Annotated in this window: 13 protein-coding genes and 1 CRISPR repeat array (1 of these 14 cut by a window edge); all 13 genes read right to left on the bottom strand. The window is 63.6% G+C overall.

Annotated features, from left to right (window positions below):
- Positions 1–5,365: direct repeats of the CRISPR family, unit length 32 nt; unit sequence GTTTCAATCCACGCGCCCGCGTGGGGCGCGAC; it begins 177 nt to the left of the window's first position.
- A gap of 175 nt (positions 5,366–5,540) precedes the next feature.
- Positions 5,541–5,831: a CRISPR-associated endonuclease Cas2 gene (cas2, locus tag ABB30_RS04465; RefSeq protein WP_057637110.1), complete on the bottom strand. Its 291-nt coding sequence runs from the start codon at positions 5,829–5,831 to the stop codon at positions 5,541–5,543.
- 15 nt (positions 5,832–5,846) lie between these two features.
- Positions 5,847–6,881, bottom strand: a complete 1,035-nt coding sequence (gene cas1c / locus ABB30_RS15645) for a type I-C CRISPR-associated endonuclease Cas1c (RefSeq protein ID WP_083489684.1) — start codon at positions 6,879–6,881, stop codon at positions 5,847–5,849.
- Between the two features lies 1 nt (position 6,882).
- On the bottom strand, positions 6,883–7,515 hold the full coding sequence (gene cas4, locus ABB30_RS04475) for a CRISPR-associated protein Cas4 (RefSeq protein ID WP_057637112.1): 633 nt from the start codon (positions 7,513–7,515) through the stop codon (positions 6,883–6,885).
- Between the two features lie 19 nt (positions 7,516–7,534).
- Positions 7,535–8,401: a type I-C CRISPR-associated protein Cas7/Csd2 gene (gene cas7c / locus ABB30_RS04480; RefSeq protein ID WP_057637113.1), complete on the bottom strand. Its 867-nt coding sequence runs from the start codon at positions 8,399–8,401 to the stop codon at positions 7,535–7,537.
- Positions 8,398–10,227, bottom strand: coding sequence for a type I-C CRISPR-associated protein Cas8c/Csd1 (gene cas8c, locus ABB30_RS04485; RefSeq protein WP_057637114.1), 1,830 nt, complete (start codon positions 10,225–10,227; stop codon positions 8,398–8,400). The genes cas7c and cas8c overlap by 4 nt, the downstream gene beginning before the upstream one ends.
- Positions 10,224–10,901 carry a type I-C CRISPR-associated protein Cas5c gene (gene cas5c / locus ABB30_RS04490; protein WP_057637115.1) on the bottom strand — a complete coding sequence of 226 codons (678 nt, stop codon included), beginning with the start codon at positions 10,899–10,901 and terminating at the stop codon, positions 10,224–10,226. The genes cas8c and cas5c overlap by 4 nt, the downstream gene beginning before the upstream one ends.
- 86 nt (positions 10,902–10,987) lie before the next feature.
- Complete coding sequence (locus ABB30_RS04495; RefSeq protein ID WP_057637116.1) at positions 10,988–13,237, bottom strand: CRISPR-associated endonuclease Cas3''; 2,250 nt, start codon at positions 13,235–13,237, stop codon at positions 10,988–10,990.
- A 151-nt stretch (positions 13,238–13,388) separates the two neighbouring features.
- On the bottom strand, positions 13,389–14,714 hold the full coding sequence (locus ABB30_RS04500) for a sensor histidine kinase (protein ID WP_057637117.1): 1,326 nt from the start codon (positions 14,712–14,714) through the stop codon (positions 13,389–13,391).
- Positions 14,711–16,051: a sigma-54-dependent transcriptional regulator gene (locus tag ABB30_RS04505; RefSeq protein ID WP_057637118.1), complete on the bottom strand. Its 1,341-nt coding sequence runs from the start codon at positions 16,049–16,051 to the stop codon at positions 14,711–14,713. The genes ABB30_RS04500 and ABB30_RS04505 overlap by 4 nt, the downstream gene beginning before the upstream one ends.
- A complete protein-coding gene (locus tag ABB30_RS04510; protein WP_083489685.1) occupies positions 16,051–16,602 on the bottom strand; it encodes a nuclear transport factor 2 family protein in 552 nt (183 codons plus the stop codon). Before ABB30_RS04510 ends, ABB30_RS04505 begins: the two co-directional genes overlap by 1 nt.
- A gap of 8 nt (positions 16,603–16,610) precedes the next feature.
- A complete protein-coding gene (locus tag ABB30_RS04515; RefSeq protein ID WP_057637119.1) occupies positions 16,611–17,834 on the bottom strand; it encodes an ABC transporter permease in 1,224 nt (407 codons plus the stop codon).
- Positions 17,835–18,200: 366 nt separating this feature from the next.
- The gene (locus ABB30_RS04520; RefSeq protein ID WP_057637120.1) at positions 18,201–19,505 is read right to left on the bottom strand and encodes an ABC transporter permease; all 1,305 of its coding nucleotides are present in this window, start codon (positions 19,503–19,505) and stop codon (positions 18,201–18,203) included.
- Between the two features lie 13 nt (positions 19,506–19,518).
- Entirely contained in the window at positions 19,519–20,226 is a 708-nt protein-coding gene (locus ABB30_RS04525; RefSeq protein WP_057637121.1) for an ABC transporter ATP-binding protein, read from the bottom strand.
- Positions 20,227–20,245 lie beyond the last annotated feature (19 nt).

Here is a 20,245-nt window from a genome sequence, read left to right on the forward strand (position 1 = left end):
AGGGTAACCATGTTGCGCTGGTCGTTTCAATCCACGCGCCCGCGTGGGGCGCGACACTCAGACACCTATGAGCTGACTGCCTGGCTGCAGTTTCAATCCACGCGCCCGCGTGGGGCGCGACCCGCCGCGCGCCTGGGTGGTCAAAATGCTGAATCGTGTTTCAATCCACGCGCCCGCGTGGGGCGCGACTTCCGCAGAAGTCCATCAGCGGCAAGGCCGGCAAGTGTTTCAATCCACGCGCCCGCGTGGGGCGCGACACCACGCGCTGGCGCGTCACGTCGCAGGTAATGAAGTTTCAATCCACGCGCCCGCGTGGGGCGCGCCCCTTCATGTCAGGCTGGCCGGCCGATGAGGTAGCGGTTTCAATCCACGCGCCCGCGTGGGGCGCGACTCTCCTCAGCCGAGCGGTCACCGCTCCACCACGGGTTTCAATCCACGCGCCCGCGTGGGGCGCGACCAAACCGGGAGAAGTCCCTTCTGTCGCACATCTGGTTTCAATCCACGCGCCCGCGTGGGGCGCGACAGCGACTCAGGACGTCGTTCCACACCAGGAAATCGTTTCAATCCACGCGCCCGCGTGGGGCGCGACAAGGCGGCAAACGTCGTCCTGCAATCGGATACCGGTTTCAATCCACGCGCCCGCGTGGGGCGCGACCGCGCCATGCTCGGTGATGATCGTGGTGGTGCTCAGTTTCAATCCACGCGCCCGCGTGGGGCGCGACCGGGCGCCAGCGTCCAGTAGGAACTCCTCGCCCTGTTTCAATCCACGCGCCCGCGTGGGGCGCGACATGCGCGGCAGCTTCCCGCAGCAGGGCGTGGTCAAGTTTCAATCCACGCGCCCGCGTGGGGCGCGACGCGCAGCTGTCCGATAGGCAACTTGGCGTCGAAGTTTCAATCCACGCGCCCGCGTGGGGCGCGACCACTGCAGCGCCTGCATCACCGCCGGCGGGTAGCAGTTTCAATCCACGCGCCCGCGTGGGGCGCGACACCGAGGCGCAGGCGCTTGATGCGCGCAAGTTCATGTTTCAATCCACGCGCCCGCGTGGGGCGCGACCATGGCCGTGCGCATCGGCGCCCGTCGCACCTATGTTTCAATCCACGCGCCCGCGTGGGGCGCGACCTCAGGCGCGCCTGAACATCGCCACCACGGTGGAGTTTCAATCCACGCGCCCGCGTGGGGCGCGACAAGCCGCGAAGAAGGCCGCCGAGGACGCCGAACTGGTTTCAATCCACGCGCCCGCGTGGGGCGCGACCAAAACCATCGACAACATGCCGTGCGGATACCAGGTTTCAATCCACGCGCCCGCGTGGGGCACGACGGCCTACGCGGCGCAATGCTTGGGGCTTAAATAATGTTTCAATCCACGCGCCCGCGTGGGGCGCGACTTGCTGCAGCCATCAGGGTGTCCTCATATATAAGTTTCAATCCACGCGCCCGCGTGGGGCGCGACTCAAGGGCCTGCTGCGCGATGGCATCGGCTACAAGTTTCAATCCACGCGCCCGCGTGGGGCGCGACTCCCCGAGCTTCCGGTGCTGTCGTTTGGCGATGAGCTGTTTCAATCCACGCGCCCGCGTGGGGCGCGACAGCCAAAGCCAAAGCGGATGCGGCCGCATATATTGTTTCAATCCACGCGCCCGCGTGGGGCGCGACAGGTCAGGTAGATTGGCTTGGGCAGCAGTGCAGTTTCAATCCACGCGCCCGCGTGGGGCGCGACGTTCGCAGCTGCGGCCTGTTCCCAAGCCGCAACGATGTTTCAATCCACGCGCCCGCGTGGGGCGCGACTCAGCCGATCGGCCTTGTCGGCCGGCGCGTGGCGGTTTCAATCCACGCGCCCGCGTGGGGCGCGACACATGAGCATCGTCAACAGCGAAGGCCAGTTCGAGTTTCAATCCACGCGCCCGCGTGGGGCGCGACCCGGCACCTTGGCTGCCGCACTGGGCCTGTCGGTCGTTTCAATCCACGCGCCCGCGTGGGGCGCGACGCCGGGGCGCTGCGCAGATTGTGGCGGGATTGCCAGTTTCAATCCACGCGCCCGCGTGGGGCGCGACCTGACGGTGTGACCGTGGGTCGCTTCGCAGTCCTGTTTCAATCCACGCGCCCGCGTGGGGCGCGACTCGACGGGAGCTGCGTGCTCGCACAGTACCGGCATGTTTCAATCCACGCGCCCGCGTGGGGCGCGACCTGGCTATCAATCCAAGTCTGCCCGCCATCCAGAGTTTCAATCCACGCGCCCGCGTGGGGCGCGACGATGACCGCAGCAGACGTTGCTATCATCCTGCGAGTTTCAATCCACGCGCCCGCGTGGGGCGCGACGGGCCTAGCCCGCCAGATCGGGCCAGAAACGATGTTTCAATCCACGCGCCCGCGTGGGGCGCGACGCCAGATCTGGCCGAGGTAGGTGTCCGCCCACTCGTTTCAATCCACGCGCCCGCGTGGGGCGCGACCGGTGGTGCCGTGGTAAACCAGCTCGAGGGTCAGGTTTCAATCCACGCGCCCGCGTGGGGCGCGACGGCTGGACGAAGTTCGGCTCGAGTATCGGAATAAGCGTTTCAATCCACGCGCCCGCGTGGGGCGCGACCCACCGCCTCACCGCTTCGGTGCGCGCTGGTGTTGGTTTCAATCCACGCGCCCGCGTGGGGCGCGACCATCAGACCCAGGTTGCGGTTGTCGCGATACAGGTTGTTTCAATCCACGCGCCCGCGTGGGGCGCGACGCTGTGGTGGCTAACTGGCAGGCGGAGTCCTCCCTGTTTCAATCCACGCGCCCGCGTGGGGCGCGACATGGCGGCGCGGTCGCGCGTAGATGGGCCATACATGTTTCAATCCACGCGCCCGCGTGGGGCGCGACGCCAAGCCGGCAGAATTACAGGCAAGCTCTTTTAAGTTTCAATCCACGCGCCCGCGTGGGGCGCGACCGGCACAGCCGGGCGCGTGGTTGATGTTTCACGGGTTTCAATCCACGCGCCCGCGTGGGGCGCGACTTCAGCACGGAACGCCAGGGCGGCGCGGTATGGATGTTTCAATCCACGCGCCCGCGTGGGGCGCGACCTTATCGCGCCCTCCTCGCTGATCGGGTGGTCATAGTTTCAATCCACGCGCCCGCGTGGGGCGCGACTGCCAGGCTTGAGCTGCCGCATCACCATGCCAGCGTTTCAATCCACGCGCCCGCGTGGGGCGCGACCTGGGGTGCCGGTGATGGCGTCGGCCACTGCGAAGTTTCAATCCACGCGCCCGCGTGGGGCGCGACCTTGGTCATGCGTCTATGTCTCGGCTTACTGCAGTTTCAATCCACGCGCCCGCGTGGGGCGCGACGCGCACCGGGCTGCCGTATTTCCGCGTGCGCAAGGTTTCAATCCACGCGCCCGCGTGGGGCGCGACGGCCGGCAGACAACAGCGAGGACTGGGCAGCCGTGTTTCAATCCACGCGCCCGCGTGGGGCGCGACGCGTGATCGGCAGGGTCTTCAGCTCTTCGGTGCAGTTTCAATCCACGCGCCCGCGTGGGGCGCGACCACCGGCACGATCATCAGCGGCACGGTCACGCTGTTTCAATCCACGCGCCCGCGTGGGGCGCGACCATATTCCCCGTAGAGCTTCATGTACTCATCGAAGTTTCAATCCACGCGCCCGCGTGGGGCGCGACCGTCGGCATCCATGTAGGCCTTGGCCACGTCGTGGTTTCAATCCACGCGCCCGCGTGGGGCGCGACTAGAGCAGGCCCTTACCCTGGAGCGACACTATGAGTTTCAATCCACGCGCCCGCGTGGGGCGCGACCATGTCAGGCCGTCATCAGTCGAAGGGTGATAGAGTTTCAATCCACGCGCCCGCGTGGGGCGCGACGCGCTGGCCAAGCGCATGGGGATCACGGCAGCAGTTTCAATCCACGCGCCCGCGTGGGGCGCGACCTTGCAATCCACCTTGGCCTGACGTGCGTTGGCCATGTTTCAATCCACGCGCCCGCGTGGGGCGCGACACACCACAAACGACCTACGGGCAAACAGGAAAAGCGTTTCAATCCACGCGCCCGCGTGGGGCGCGACCCAGCGGCTGGGACAAGGACGGCGGGTATGCGCTGTTTCAATCCACGCGCCCGCGTGGGGCGCGACGGCTATATGACGGCGTACGTGGGGGGCCTGGCATGTTTCAATCCACGCGCCCGCGTGGGGCGCGACCTGGCGCAACGTTTGTGGCGTGTGCACTTGGAAACGGTTTCAATCCACGCGCCCGCGTGGGGCGCGACGGCCCAGGAACAGGTTGCGGGCCTGATCGTCAAAGTTTCAATCCACGCGCCCGCGTGGGGCGCGACCTGCAGCAGCGCTTGGCCATTTACAACCATGGTCTTGTTTCAATCCACGCGCCCGCGTGGGGCGCGACGACCGAGGCCGGCATTTCGGTGGACGGCTTCCAGTTTCAATCCACGCGCCCGCGTGGGGCGCGACTCTGGAACGAACCCACCGTCAGCGTCATGGACTGGTTTCAATCCACGCGCCCGCGTGGGGCGCGACCTACATGCTCCAGCAGCTCAACGGCCAGTTGCTGGTTTCAATCCACGCGCCCGCGTGGGGCGCGACCATGGCTTGCCTTATCTGTGTCGCAGCATTGGGCCGTTTCAATCCACGCGCCCGCGTGGGGCGCGACTGAAAGAGCAAGGCAATTGCGGCCTGTATGTCGATGTTTCAATCCACGCGCCCGCGTGGGGCGCGACTTGGCGGCCAGGGCGGCACCACCGTCAGCATCCAGTTTCAATCCACGCGCCCGCGTGGGGCGCGACGACACATGACCGCATACGCGGGGGGCCTGGCATGTTTCAATCCACGCGCCCGCGTGGGGCGCGACTCCACCACCGCATCGCGGCCCACGGCCTCGAACAGGTTTCAATCCACGCGCCCGCGTGGGGCGCGACATAGATTTCCGTGGCGCACTGCTGCACCAGGGACGTTTCAATCCACGCGCCCGCGTGGGGCGCGACTCCATCGGCGGTAACCTGGGCTGGCCCCTGGTGGTTTCAATCCACGCGCCCGCGTGGGGCGCGACTGCATGTGCGGGCCTCAGGTAGCGGTGGAACTGTAGTTTCAATCCACGCGCCCGCGTGGGGCGCGACTCGCCGCATCGGTGGCAAACGCCGCATCGAACGGGTTTCAATCCACGCGCCCGCGTGGGGCGCGACTGTGATCTTCCTGCGCGCCTTGCGACGAGCATGGTTTCAATCCACGCGCCCGCGTGGGGCGCGACCGGTTGTAGATGGCCGAGTCGGTCATCTCCAGCGAGTTTCAATCCACGCGCCCGCGTGGGGCGCGACGCAGAGCACAATCGCAACGGTCGGCAATGCCCAAGTTTCAATCCACGCGCCCGCGTGGGGCGCGACTCCATGAAGATAACTGCTTGGTACTGTTGAGCCAATCAGCTGAATTTCGCGAATGCGACCGTGCCGCGTGGAAGCCACAGGCCTACATGGCGGGAAGGGACAACTTTCGATTTGAAATCAATCTGTTGGAAAAGTGCGAACCTCCCGCAAAGACGGCGGTCGCTTGGGGTTCGCGTCAGAAGATGAGGGGGCCTTTCATGTCGAGGACAGGCTTGGCGCCGATGTGTTCGACATGGCCTTCCCAACGGGACCCAAGCTGATAGAACCGCAGGCTGTCTACCGTAGGATCAATCAAGTCGCACAAACGTTGGCGCAATTCGACCCACTGGGCGGGATCGACCTCGATCTCGAACACGGAGTATTGCACGCGCTGGCCCAGATCCCGGCATGCCTTTGCCACCTGGCGAAGACGCTTGCTGCCGCCGGCAGATGACGTGCTGACGTCGTAGGTGACCAGAACCATCATGGTGCAGTCTCCAGGTCATTTCCACAGGAATGGTGGATATCCATCAAGATCGCCGCGCAAATGGCGGGCCAACAGCTGTGCCTGGACAAATGGAAGCAGGCCGATGTCGACCTTCTCACCAAGGAAAGGATGCTGCATTTGCTCACGCTTCCTCTCCTGGTAGGCAACCAGAACGGTCTTGCGTGCATCGTCCTTCAGTTGGACTGCGCCGTTTTCGAAGTGTGTGAAGTCTTTTTCGTTCAACTGGCGACGGTTGATCAGTGACAACGCCAGGCGCTCTCCCAGTAGTGGGCGAAACTCTTCAACCAGATCCAGAGCCAGACTTGGTCGGCCAGGACGGTCGCGGTGCAGGAAGCCGACTGCTGGGTCGAGGCCAACACTCTCCAGTGCTGATCGGCAATCGTGTGTCAGCAGGGTGTAGAGGAAGGAAAGCAGCGCATTGAAGGCGTCAAGCGGTGGTCTGCGGCTTCTTCCAGAAAAGCGCAATGTCGGTGAATCCACCAGGATCAGTTGATCGAAAACGCCAAAATAGGCTTGCGCAGCTTCTCCCTCCAGACCTCGTAGCGTATCGAGATCCGTTTCGGTCATGATGCGGTGGGGAATGCGCTTGAGTCTTTTCAGGCTATGTTGAAAAGCGTCAGTGTTTCCTATTTTTCCACTGTGGTCACGCCAGCCGCGAGCAAGCACGGCATGCTGGTTGTGGATCTTGCCGATCAGCACGTTGCGGACGATGGCACCGCAACGGCTCATGTCATCAGTGGCACGATACTGAGCACGCCGCAACAGCACGTTGCCTGAAACCGGCCCTTCTACTCGTGCAAGAAAGCGACCTTGTGGCGTCAGATAGCTGATGCAGATGCCCTGCTCGGAGCAGAAGCCAAGCAGTTGCGGTGAAATGCTTGAACGGCCGATGCAGACCAGGCCTTCAAGCATGTGCGCGGGGACTCTTGCCCGTTCCTGGCGGTCCACCTCCATCACGATGTTGGCACCCTCCTTGCGCAACCAGGCACCTTCGGTGGTGACATAGAGTGTGTTGAGTTGACGTCGCATCTCACTCCTCCTGCAGTTGCTGGTACAGCCAGGCTTGGACACCGGGTTGTCCAAGGAGGCGTGGTTGGCAGATGTCGATCAACGAGCAGGCATCGCAACGATGCGATTCATAACGGGCCGTGGGTGTCTGGCCTGAGGCAAGCATCGCCCTGGTGGCAAGGATTGTTTCATGCGTCAGCTGGCGCAGTGTCGTGTCGAATTGGACATCCTTGCGGCGTCGGGTTTTTCCGTAGAACAATGCGCCAGAAGGTACAGGCTGTCCCAGCATTGCCTCCAGGCACATGGCTTGTGCACAGAGTTGGACCTCGTCGGCACGGTGGGACTTTGGGCGACCACGCTTGTACTCGACAGGAAAGGCCCGTTCCTCATCGCCTTGACCTTCACGTAGGAACTCAACGACATCCGCCTTGCCGGTCACCCCCAATCTCTCGCAGAGCAAGGGCATGGCGGTGATGGTGCGCACGCCCCGGCGCTTTTCCGACTGCGGCATATCGGCTCGCTGGTGCAGCAGACGGCCTTCGGCCGTCTGCCGGTTCTCAGCCCACTGTTGTTCGATATGGATGAGCGCACATTGACGTGGGCAATAAAGGTAGTGCTGGAGGGAGGAAATCGGAATCAGATCCACATCATCCATGGCACCACTCGCTGTTTGATCAGAAGAGCTCGGTGACCGACACACCAGCAGGAAGGTTGTTGTCGATCTGTACGACATAGTCGGAGAATCTGCGTGCAGGACCATTGTCGAGGCCATCTGCACGGCTCACTTTTACCTTGTCGAACAAGACATGCGCCGGTGCGTTGCCCATCGGATTGTCGTGCTTGAACACGATGAGCTTGCGTGCGGACATTTCGCCACGGGCCGCTGAATGGTCGTGTTCGAACAGGTTGGTCAGCGCCCGCCAAAGCAGCTGCAGGTCATCCTCGGAAAAGCCGGTGCGTTCGGCCAGCTTGGCTGAAACGAACCCATGCATGCGGTACAGACCGTAGGGGAGGATGTGCTTGCGACCCATCGTGCGCTCCTTCTCCACGTCCTTTTCGTTGGTCACGGCCACACGGGTAATGGCCACTTCCATTGGCAGGACCGGCTCGATCGATGTGGCAAAAGCCAGCTGTACCGGGCCGCGTACCTGGCCGGCATTGACTTCGGTGGTCATCACCGCGCCGAAGGTGCGCACATCGAAGAAGTTCGTGCACATCCAGGCAGTGAGTTCCCGTGCCTTGGCTTCCTCCTTGGGCAGCTTCTTGGCTTCCGGTTCCACCTTGATCGCCTGGTAGGCCAGCTTGTGCTGGTTGTTGAGGACAGAACGTTCCTGCATGTAGATCGCGTAGCCTGGTGCGTCCTCCTTTTCCAGTGCCACGTAGTTGCGGATCTTGCGCTTGATCGCCACATCGGTGACCAGACCCTTGTTTGTTTCCGGGTCAAGGCGGGGGAGGTTGCCTGCATCCGGGTCGCCGTTCGGATTGCCATTGGTGACATCGAACAGGTAGACGAATTCGTAGCGGTGGGCGATGGCACTCATGCAGCTTCTCCTTCGGATTCAGACGGGTCGGTTTGTTCGGCGTTGCTTTCTGAGGTTGGGGCAAAGCGCGACTGGGTCTGGTGGTAGTAGCCGATGGCAAACCTGCCCTGTTCCTCGATCGGAAGGCTTCGTGGGAACTGGGCAGGCAATGCATCGATGATCAGACCGATTTCTTTTTCAATGTTCACGGCATGACCTGGCCTGTCCTTGCGCAGTTTTCCCAGATGATTTTGTGCATTGCGCAGCAGCACCGGGAAAATGCTGGCCGGTGTTGCCGAGGCAGCGCCGTAGTAGCGGTCACGGATGGTGGCATTGACCTGCGAGCCGAGAGCAGCACGTTGCAGGTTTTCCAACGAAGAGAACAGCCGTCCCAGCAGGTAGCCGGGATCGGTATTGCCTGTATCAAGACTCACGGGTGGTCCCTCCTTTGTCGATGTTGGGTCTTGCTTCCTTGCCAGGCGCGCATCGCGGGCCAGCACGGCCTTGCACAGCGCCACACGCAGTGGCCGGATCTGGCCATCGGCGCGGAAGCGCATGACGATGTTTCCAAGCAGACTGCGGGGATAGCGGGTGCCGGCAAGGACGGCGCGGGCCAGTTCGCCAGCGAGCAAGGGTGAAATGTCCTCTGCCTTGGGTTTGCCCTTTTCGCCATACACCGGGGCCGTCTGCAGTGCCAGGAACTGAGGTGACGGCGGCCGGTTCCAGGGCAAGGGGGTCAGCTGAAGGTCGTGGTAGTGATCGCACAGGCGCTGGGCGAACCGGCCCAGTGATGCGGTTTCCCAGAACCGGATCGACAGGCGTGAAGCATTGGGTGCAATGCCAAGGATGAAAATGGCGGTGTCGTCATCAAGGCGCGCATCCAGTTCCCGCAGTGGCCGTAACTTGCGCACATGTTCCAGCGCATCACCAAGCCGACGGGTGGCCTGCATGTCATCCAGGCCTTCAGCAGTGCCGAGGAAAAGCGCAACGAAATCCTCGGCAGCGGTCGCATTCTTTCCCTGAGCCCAGAACACCACCGTGGTATCACCCAGCTGCAGGCGTTGCCGGTTGTCATCACTGCGGCGCAACAGGTGGTTGAGTGCGGTGGTGTAGGCAAAGGCCGCCTGTTCGGAGACCGGGGCATTCCCTCCTTGGCTTTTTCCATAGGAAGAAAAGGCATCCAGGTTGAACGAAACTATGGACGCCCCGGAACTCTGTGCGCCATTCACGCCCTTGATGGCCGGATGCAGGCGTGCAAGGGGTGCCTGCTGTCCGGTAACAAGACACATTCCTTGATTTTCGGAAGTGCCAGTTGTTTGTTGCTGCTGCCAGACATCACGTGCGACTGGACGCTCATGCAGGAAGTGTTGCTCGCCTGTCAGACGGAATACGACGTTGGCATCCTGGATGGCATCGCTATGGCGGGAAAAAAGCACGCTGTCTGTGAAGTTTTCCGGTGTCCACTTGTCCAGGAATGACAACAGTGCCTGCAGTCCGGCGTCTTCAAAGCCCTTCAGCGCGTCGCGATGCAAGGCCTTGAAGGCTTCATGCTCCTGCGCGGATCGCTTGCTGCTGGCGCTCACACCCAGGACATAGCTGGTCTTGTCCCAGAGGAAATTGGATTTGATGCCGGCTGTCCGTTTTTCAGGCTGGGGAACATCGAGCGCTCGTGGCAGCGGCTTCTTTCCTGAGACATCACGCAGGTCGATCACATCGACCACGTCACCGGACCCATCCAGCTCGATGCAGAAGCTGATCTTCTCCTGGCTGTAACCGGGCCGGGCGATGCCGGAGTCTTCCTCATCGCTCAGGCGCTGGTAGTAGTCGAACAGGGCGGAAAGAATCATTGCCTGACCTCCCCACTGGAAAACGGCGGTACGGTGATCAGGCCATCGACCATCTGTGCCCGGAAGAAACGTGGGGTCATGCCGGCGGCGAAGTCGATGTCGTGCAGCATCCAGCCAAGATCGCGTTCTCCTGCCAGTGCCGGATCGGGTGGTGGTGCTTGATGCCCCCCCTCTTCGACCAGAGCGAAGTTGGCAGGAAACTCGCGTGTTCCCAGGCACGGCATATGGAAGCACTGCCCGCGACGCGCCCGACGGTTGAAGATGTCCAGATGCTTGCCGATGCTGTCGTCCGTGCCGGCCTTGTCGCTCAGCTCGAAATGCGCGGTGATGACGTATCCCACATCACGCAGCACCGTGGCAGCACGTTGTTGACGGTCATCCTCCACACAGGTCACCACGCCATCAACGCGGCCGGCCTTGATGGCCTTGCTGACAGTTGTGGCGGACAGTTTTCCACCCACCTCGTTCCTGCGGATCGATTCGAACCGAATGGGGTTCAAGACCTGGATGCTGTCCACCACCCAGCGGATTGCCGGTTTCCAGTGGATGGCTTCCAGGATGCCCCGTGCGGCCGACGGCGTGATGACATCGTAGGAAACGCGCTCGACTTTCATTTCGGGCCGAGTGAAAAGCGCCCGTTCACCCCATACGTGGAGTTTTATGCCGTAAGCCATGCATCCTCCAAGAATTTCGTTCCAGAAGATTATTGATGTGTCCTCGTCTCACAGGATGAGACGGGATCTACTTCGGTCCTTGCCAATCACCAGACGTTGGATTCTGCATCCCTCACGTGTGGATCTTCCCAGTGCAAACCGAATCGCGGGTCGTACAGCCGTGCGTTGACCAGACGGACAAACTGTTCCCCGTAACGCTCCGGTGCCACCGGTTCGATGGCACCGGCTTGCCAGAGTGCCTGGTAGGCCTGTTCGGGAACCTGTACCAGGAAAGTCTGCAGTTTCCTGGCGGCTGCAGAAACAGGCTTGCCATCCCGCAGGTCCTTGAGCGCTTCATCAGCAGCAGGATCTTCCTTTCCCGGGCTATCGGAAAAAGGATCGTAGGGAACGATCACCGGCCGCATGCGGGTCTCGATCATGCGAAAACGGGCTGCCAGTGATTCCAGCGGCAAATCCTCGATGCCGACGCCCTTGAAAAGGGCCAGGACATCGTCACCAAGCCTGCCATCCTTGCGCCAGTAGATTTCCTGGAAATAGGCCTTTATGGCCTCAAGTGCCAGCAGGTCATCACGATGCCGGCGTTCGATGGCCCGGAAGGCGCCGGCAAACTGCTCCAATTCGCGGGGGGGCTTCCAGTCGGGACTGGCAAAGACCAGTACCTGGCTGTCCTGTGCTGGACGCTCTCCATTACGGTTGCACCGGCCGGCTGCCTGGGCGATGGAATCCAGCCCGGCCTCGGCACGCAACACGGTGGGAAAGGACACATCGACACCGGCTTCCACCAGGCTTGTCGAGACCAGTCGGCACGGCTCTCCATCCCGCAGGTGTGAGCGCACTTTGTCCAGCACCCTGCTGCGATGGCGGGCATGCATCAGGGTGGTCAAGTGGAGAGCACCGGGCAGGTCTGCAATGGACTGGAACAAGGTGCGTGCATGCTGCCTGTTGTTGACGATGCACAAGGCCTGCTCGCTTGCATGCAATTTCTTCGTGAGCGCTGCATCGTCCAGTTCGCCGGCATGACGCACGCTAACGCGCCTGAGCTGTTCGTACAGATGCCGGGGATCGGGAGCCAGCTCCCGGACGTTCTCCAGCCCATCCGGGAAACCATCCACCTTGCCCAGTGCCGGCTGGGTGGCGGTGCACAGCACAAGGCTGGCACGGTAATTGAGTGCCAACTCATCGATCAGCTGTACGCACGGACGCAACAGCGGCAAGGGCAGTGTCTGTGCCTCGTCCAGGATCACCACGCTGGCAGCGATGTTGTGCAGCTTGCGGCAACGCGAAGGACGGTCGGCGGCCAGACTTTCGAAGAACTGCACGGACGTAGTGACGACTACCGGCGCATCCCAGTTCTCCATGGCACGCTCACGCTTCTCGCGGGCCTGCGGCTGACTGTTCGGGTCGTCGACGTAGGCGCTGTGGTGCTCCAGTACAGCCTCCTGTCCATACTCACCGAAGGCGGAGCGGAACACCGCGGCGGTCTGTTCGATGATGCTGGTGAACGGCACCACATAGATCACCCGGCGCAAGCCATGGGCCAGCGCATGGTCCAGCGCAAAGGCCAGCGAGGCCAGGGTTTTGCCGCCACCAGTAGGCACGGTCAGGGTGAACAACCCGGGAGCATCAGCCGCTTGTGCCCTGACATGGGTGAGGATGCGGGCTCGTAGCGGGTTGATGCCGCCTTCTTTTGGCAGGCTGGCAAGATGGGCATCCAGCCTGTCGCGGAGAACCTGGAGCGATGGCCCCGTGTTTTCGTCTCGTGGTCCGCGGCCTTCCACATGGCGATAGAAATTTTCGGTGTCGATGTAGTCGGCATCGACCAAGCACGAAAAGATCATTCGCGCCAGTAGCGAAAACTGGAAACCCACACGCGGCCGCAGTGGTTTGAACCCAGTGGGTAATTCAAGCTTTCCCGGTAGCGGGATTTCGTTTTCCCAGTCGGGAAGCAATTTGGGGAGACATGCCTCCCGATATTCTTCAGACAGCCGCTCGCTCAGCGGTGTACGTTCGTGGCCATGCTGGCCATTGGCCAACCCGGCATGGTGGCCGGCGATCGCGTAGGCGATCAGTGTGCCCGGTGGGCCGTAGCGTGCCTTGGCGATTCGAGCTCCCCATGTGGCATGGTCAACCCTGTGAAAGTCTCCAGACAATCGTCTCTGGAACTCATGGGTGTATTTGCCGAGGTCGTGGAGGCGTCCTGTTGCTTCTGCCAGAGCACTTGCTCCAAACATCGCGGCATTGGCTGATGCTCGGTTTCCAGTCGCAAGCAGATGTGAGGCCAGTGGCTGCCAGTCTTGCTTGTCAAGGCGCCCGGTCGAGTGAGCGTAGAAAGACATTTTCCATACCCATATTCCTTCCCTGAAAGTCGACCATACCTTTTTTGCAGCGGTATATCCAAGAATTTGATGGTTGCGTTTTTTGATGAGGGTAACGCGGGTGATTCGTTCCAATCCGTGGTCAATAAAGATCTGCAGGATTTTTTGATAATCAACTTCCCTGCAGCGGCAACATCAGGGTTACGCACAGGCCGCCTTCGGCGCGGTTGGCCAGCGCGATGCGGCCACCGTGGGCCTCGGCGATTTCCCGGGTCAGGGCCAGGCCCAGGCCGGTGCCGTCGCGCTTGGTCGAATAGAACGGCAGCAGGGCGTTGTGCAGCACCGCCTCGTTCATGCCGCTGCCGTCATCGCTGATGGCGATGCGTACCCAGTCCTGCTGGCGGCTGACCTCCACGCTGACCTGCACGTGCTTGCCGTTGCCGGCTTCATGGGCGTTCTTGACCAGGTTGAGCAGAGCCTGGGACAGCTGGGCCGGATCGGCACGCGAGCTCAGCTCTGGGTCCACGGTCAGGTGTTCGAACGGCATCTGCAGGCGCAGGTTTTCCAGGAAGCTGGCCCAGTGGATGGTCTGCAGCTGCGGCGCCGGCAGCTTGGCAAAGCGTGCATAGCCACGGATGAAGCCTTCCAGGTGGCGCGCACGTTCCTCGATGATGCCCAGCACCTCGGGCAGGCGCTCGGCCTTGCCACGGCGGACCAGCTCGGCACCGGAGTGTGCCAGCGAGGCGATCGGGGCCAGGGCGTTGTTGAGTTCATGGCTGATCACCCGGATCACCTTCTTCCAGGTGTGCACTTCCTGCCGGCGCAGCTCGTTGGTGAGCAGGCGGATCAGGGTCAGCTCGTGGGCGCGGCCGTTGATCTGGAAGCGTCGCCGCGACAGGTGGTAGATCTGCTCGTCATCCTCGTCGGGCACCGCAAACAGGCTGTCGCCGCTGCGGGCCAGGGCATCGTGCAGGGCCACCGGCAGGGTGGCCAGCAGGGCATCGATGCGCTGCCCTTCCAGTTTCCAGCCACCGTGCAGCAGCTTGCGCGCGGCCAGGTTGGAAAACACCACGCGGTCGGCGCCATCGCCACCGGGGCTGGTCAACAGCATGGCCACCGGGGTGTTCTGGATCATGGTGTCCAGCAACAGCTCCCGCTGCACCAGGTCCTGGCGCTGGTCACGCAGGACCTGCCCCAGGGCCATGTGGGCACGGGCCAGTTCGCCGATTTCATCATCGCCGTTCCAGTGCACGCTGACATTGAATTCGCCGTCGCAGTAGCTGGCAGTCAGGCCGGCCAGGGCGCGCATCAGCGAGCGCAGTGGCGCGGTGGCGTGGTGCACGGCCAGCCACAGCAGCACCGCCATCACCAAGGCGGTCGGAATCGCCCAGGCCGGCTGCAGCCAGCGCTCGCCCAGCCACACCGCGGCGGCCACCAGCAGGGCCAGGGCCGGGAGCAGGCGCAGGCACAGCTGCCAGGTCAGGGAGCGGGCACTCATGGCCGGGGGATGCCGAAGCGGTCCATGCGCCGGTACAGCGCCTGCCGGCTCAGGCCCAGTTCGCTGGCCGCCTGGCTGATCACCCCGCCAGCGTTGTGCAGGGCCTGCTCGATGCGTCGTTGGTCCGGTTCCTCGCCGTTGTGCACCGGTGCCGGCGCAGTGCTGCGCGGCAGGGCCAGGTCGGCCGCGCTGATCAACGGCGCGCTGGCCAGCAGGCAGGCGCGGGCGATCACATTGCGCAGCTCGCGCACGTTGCCCGGCCAGGGGTAATGGCGCAACGCACTGATCGCGTCCTCGCCGAGCTGGTGCGCCTGATCGAGGAAATGACGTGCCAGCGGCAGGATGTCCGCCGGGCGCTCGGCCAGTGGCGGCAAGGCCAGTTCCACCGTGTTGAGACGGTAGTACAGGTCCTCGCGGAAACGCCCATCGGCAATCATCGCCGGCAGGTCGGCATTGGTGGCGCTGACCACACGCACATGCACCTGGCGCTCGCGGTTGGAGCCCAGTCGGGTGAAACGGCCGGTTTCCAGCACCCGCAGCAGCTTCATCTGCCCGGCCAGCGGCAGGTTGCCGATCTCGTCCAGGAACAGGGTGCCGCCGTCGGCGGCCTCGAACTTGCCCTCGCGGGCCTTGCTTGCCCCGGTATAGGCGCCGGCCTCGGCACCGAACAGCTCGGCCTCGATCAGCTCGCCGGGCAGGGCGCCGCAATTGAGTGTGATCAGTGGCCCGCGGCGTTGCGCACTGTTGGCGTGGACGATGCTGGCGATGCCTTCCTTGCCGGCGCCGTTGGGGCCGGTGACCAGCACCGGCAGGTCCGAGCGCGCCACCTGGCAGGCCATCTGCACCACGCGCAGGCTGGCCGGGTCATGCAGCACCATCGTGCCCAGCTCATAGCGTTCGGCCAGCTGCTGGCGTGCGCGCTGCTCGTGGTGCTGGCGGCGGGCCAGCTCGTTGCGGGTTTCGGCCAGCTCCAGCAGGTTGTTCACCGTGGTCAGCAGGCGCGCGTCATCCCAGGGCTTGGCCAGGTAGTCGGCGGCGCCGGCCTTGACCAGGTTCACCGCTGCGTCCAGATGGGTCCAGGCGGTGAGCAGGATCACCGGCAGGTCCGGATGGGCCTGGCGGATCTGCGCGAACAGTTGCTCGCCTTCCACCCCGGAGGTGGTGTCGGCGCTGAAGTTCATGTCCTGGATGACCAGGTCGAAGCGGGAGCTGGCCAGCAGGGCCAGACCCTGCTCCGGGGTGCTGGCACTGACACTGTGCAGGTGCTGCAGTTCCAGCAGCACTTCCAGGGCCATGGCCACCGCGGCGTTGTCATCGATGATCAGGATCCGGGGCATCACGACTCAGTGGCAGCAACAGGCAGGTGGGAAGGATGATCGCAGCCGGCAGGCGGCTTGTCTGCTGCGGCCGGCAGATTGGGGCGGTGGCCGTAGCTGAGCACGCGGGTGATCTGCCACTGGCTGCCGCGCTGCTGCCAGACCATCACGAACTCGGCCAGGCCATCGCAGTGCTGCCCCTCCATGTCGCAGAAGCGGTGCTGGCCCTGGGTGATGGCACCGAAATCCTTCACCGCATGCACCTGCAGGGTGCCGGGCACCAGTTGCCGGGTGTAACGGCCGCAGGCGTGCCTGGCGGTGTTGTCGAGCATGGCGCGGCGGTCCTGGGTGACCCCGCCGGTGTCGTGGTAGAACTCGACCTGGGGGTCGAAATGCGCGGCATGCAGGGCCAGTTGGGCTGGATCGGCGCAGCGGTTGAAGCTGTCAAACACCGCCTGGTCCAGCGTGGCCATGACCGTTTCCAGCGGCGCCGGCCCGGCGCTGCTGGCGCTGGCCGGCAGGGCCAGTGCCGGCAGCAGGGTGGCGACAATACGCAGCAGGGCAGTACGCATGTTCGTCCTCAATTGCTGCGGGTGGCCACGGCCGGGGCAATCGCTGCGGCCTTGCGTGCCGGCCAGTACACCGCGACCTGGCCGAGCAGCCACAGCACCAGGGCGCCGGCAGGCAGGTAGGCCAGCGGCAGGCGCGGCAGCTCGTAGGTGCGCATCAGCCAGTGGTTCAGTGCGTAGGCCAGCAGCATCCCAAGCACGATGCCGATACCGGTGAGCAGGAAGTTCTCGGTCAGGAAATAGCGCAGGATCTGCCCGCGGGTGGCGCCCAGGGCGCGACGGATGCCGATCTGCTTGGTCCGCTGGCCGACCCAGAAGCTGGCCAGGCCGACGATGCCCAGCGCGGTGACCAGCAACAGCAGCACGCTGACCATCAGCAGCATGCCGATCATGTCGCGGTCATTGGCAAAGTAGTTGGCACGGCCTTCGGCATAGGTGAGCTGGCGCCATACCAGACGGTTGGGATCGTTGCCCTCCAGCACGGCCAGTGCCTGCTTGAGCACTTCATCGCGACGTGCCGGGTCGCCGACCCGGATCAGGTAGCGGCCGCCGTTGTTGAAGTTCATGCGGATCGGCAGCAGCACCGAAAAGGTCCGGTTGTTGCCCATCAGGTTCGGCCGCAGCAGGGTGTCCACCACACCGACGATGGTCAGCGGGATGTCGGCCATGTACACCGTCTTGCCCACGGCCTGGCCATCGGGGAACAGCTTGCCTGCCAGCGCGCTGGTGATGATCAGCGGGCTGCGCAGGGCGCTGAGGTCCTTCTCTTCTTCCAGCAGGCGGCTGCTCTTGTACTCGTCGGCGTTGAAGTCGCGGCCGGCCACCAGTTGCAGGCCCATCGTCTTGAGGGTGTCCTCGCCGATCATGTACTGGGCCGCGCTCTGCACCGCCGCGTCGGCGTCGGTGCTGGTGGCCACACCGGTGTTCCACGAGCCACGCTGGAACGGCAGCTGGTTGGTGATGGCCACGCTCTGCACCCCGGCGATCGCGCGCAGCGAGGCCAGGTCCTGGGCGGTGCGGGCATCGGCGTTGTCCTGCTTGCCGATACCGCTCAGGGCAATCTCGATCAGCTGGTTGTCATCCAGGCCACTGGCCAGGTTGAGGGTGTCCATGCGCTGGGACACGATGAACAAGGCATTGCAGATGATCGCGCAGCTCAGCGCGATCTCCAGCACGATCAACGCGGCGGCAGTCTTGTGCCGGCTCAGCGTGGACAGGATGGGGCGGATTTCCATGGGGCTCTCCGAAAGCGTGAAACGAATGAATGGAAATGAGGAGCAAGGAACAAGGAACGAGGAACGAGGAACGAGGAACGAGGAACGAGGAACGAGAGGCAGCGGGATATCGAGTGAGTCAGGACGGTGGATTTGTGTTGCTTTCAACACGTTGCTCTGTGCGCGTTGCTCGCTTCATTGGCTCTTGAACGGGACGGCAAGGGGCACCTGCAGCGCAGATCTGCCGACAATCAAGCCGGCCGGCAGTGCAGCGCCTTGACTCTTTCCTCGTTGCTCGGCACTCGTTTCTTGCTTGATTGTTTTTTGAACGGTCAGCAGTGCAGCGCTTGAGACTCTTTGCTCGTTGCTGCGCACTCGTTGCTCGCTTCATTGGCTCTTGAGCTGGATGGCCGGGGTCACCTGCATCGCCCGCCAGGCAGGAATCAGCCCGGCCAGCAGGCTGGCCAGCAGGGCCAGGGCAAAGGTGAGCAGCAGCATGCTGCCGTCCAGATGGGCCAGGGAGGCGTACTCGGCCGGGCGCTGGCGCACCGCCCACAGTCCCAGCTGGGCCAGCAGCAGGCCGAGCAGGCCGCCGGCCAGGCCGATGCTGCCCGCTTCCACCAGGCACTGCAGGAAGATGTCGCGGCGGCTGGCGCCCAGGGCGCGGCGCACACCGATCTCGCCACTGCGGCGCAGGAACTTGGCCAGCAGCAGGCCAACGGTGTTGACCAGGCACACCAGCAAAAAGCCGAAGGCCAGCCAGACCTGCAGGCGCACATCGCCGGGCACCGCATTGATGTAGTCCAGCAGCTGCATGACATTGCGCAGGCGGGTATTGGCCGGGCGTTCGAAGCGGCCGGCGGCGCGCTGCTGTTCGGAGTAGTTGTCCAGATAGGTCTTGTAGGCCGGGGCATCGGCGGCCGCATCCAGCTCGACCCAGTACTGGATCCAGGCGCAGGGCACGTTCAAGGCCATCGGGTCGTTGACGATCTCGCGGCCGAAGCAGTTCATGTTGCCGTTGCGCGGCAGCTTGGCGTCCAGTGCCGTGGTGTAGGGCAGCATCACCTCTTCGGTATGGTCGAACTTGCCCACGAACGGGTCATAGAACAGCGGTGAGGGCTGCCACTGGTCCAGCACGCCGACCACGCGCAGGGAATGGCCTTCCACCAGGATGTCCTTGCCCACGCTGTTGCTGCCGTTGAACACCTTGTCATTGAGCTGGCGGCTGATCACCGCCACCCGGGCGCGGCCCTGGTCATCCCCGGCGCTCCAGCCCTGGCCATACAGGAAGGGCGTATCGAACATCGGGAAGAAGTCCGTGCTGGTGTAACGCATGCCGATGTTGAAGGGCTTGAGCACTGCACTGGCCGGGTCGATGATGCCGCTGCCGCCGGTCATCAGGGCCTGGCGCTTGCCCTTGGCCTGGGCCAGCAGGGTTTCGGCGTCAAAGCGGGTGAGCTGGGATTCCGGCTCCTGCCCGGGCTGGTAACCATCGCGCACGCCGGCATCCACCTGCACGTAGAACAGGCGCTCGCTCTTGTGCGGGATCGGGTCGCCGGAGAGCACCTTGAACACGGTCAGGGTGGTCATCGCCGCGCCGATGCCCAGGGCAATGGCCAGCACCATCAGTGCGGTGAGCATCTTGTTGCGGCCGAAGCTGCGCAGGGCCAGCTTGAGGTAATAGCTGAACATGTCCGTTTCCTGCTCAGGCCGGGAGGGAGGTGGTGCGCACCAGGGACGGCTCGCGCACCAGATCGGTGGCCTGACCGTCGACGATGTGCACGTTGCGCTGGGCGCGTGCGGCCAGCTCCGGGTCATGGGTGACCATCACGATGGTGGTGCCGGCGGCATTGATCTGCTCCAGCAGTTCCATCACTCCGCGGGCCATGGCGGTATCCAGGTTGCCGGTCGGTTCGTCGGCCAGCAGCAGGCGCGGGCTGCCGGCCAGGGCGCGGGCGATGGCCGCACGCTGCTGCTGGCCACCGGACAGCTCGGCCGGGTAGTGCTTCATGCGCGAGCCCAGGCCGACATCGCTCAAGGCCTTCTCGATGCGCTGCTTGCGCTCGGCGGCGGCCATGCCGCGATAGCGCAGCGGCACATCGACGTTGTCAAACAGGTTCAGGTCCGGAATCAGGTTGAAGCCCTGGAAGATGAAGCCGATCTTCTGGTTGCGCAGGCGCGAGCGGGCGTCATCACCGAGGTGGCTGACATCCTGGCCATCGAGCAGGTACTGGCCGGAGGTGAAGGTTTCCAGCAGGCCGGCGATGTTGAGGAAGGTGGTCTTGCCCGAGCCGGAGGGGCCGGTGACGGCAACGAACTCGCCCTCGCGGACCTGCAGGTCGAGCGAGCGCAGGGCATGGGTCTGGACCTGCTCGGTACGGAAGACCTTGGAGACGGCGTGCATCTGGAGCATGAGGATGTTCCTGTAGGAA

The organism is Stenotrophomonas ginsengisoli (assembly GCF_001431485.1).
GTDB classification, from domain to species: domain Bacteria; phylum Pseudomonadota; class Gammaproteobacteria; order Xanthomonadales; family Xanthomonadaceae; genus Stenotrophomonas; species Stenotrophomonas ginsengisoli.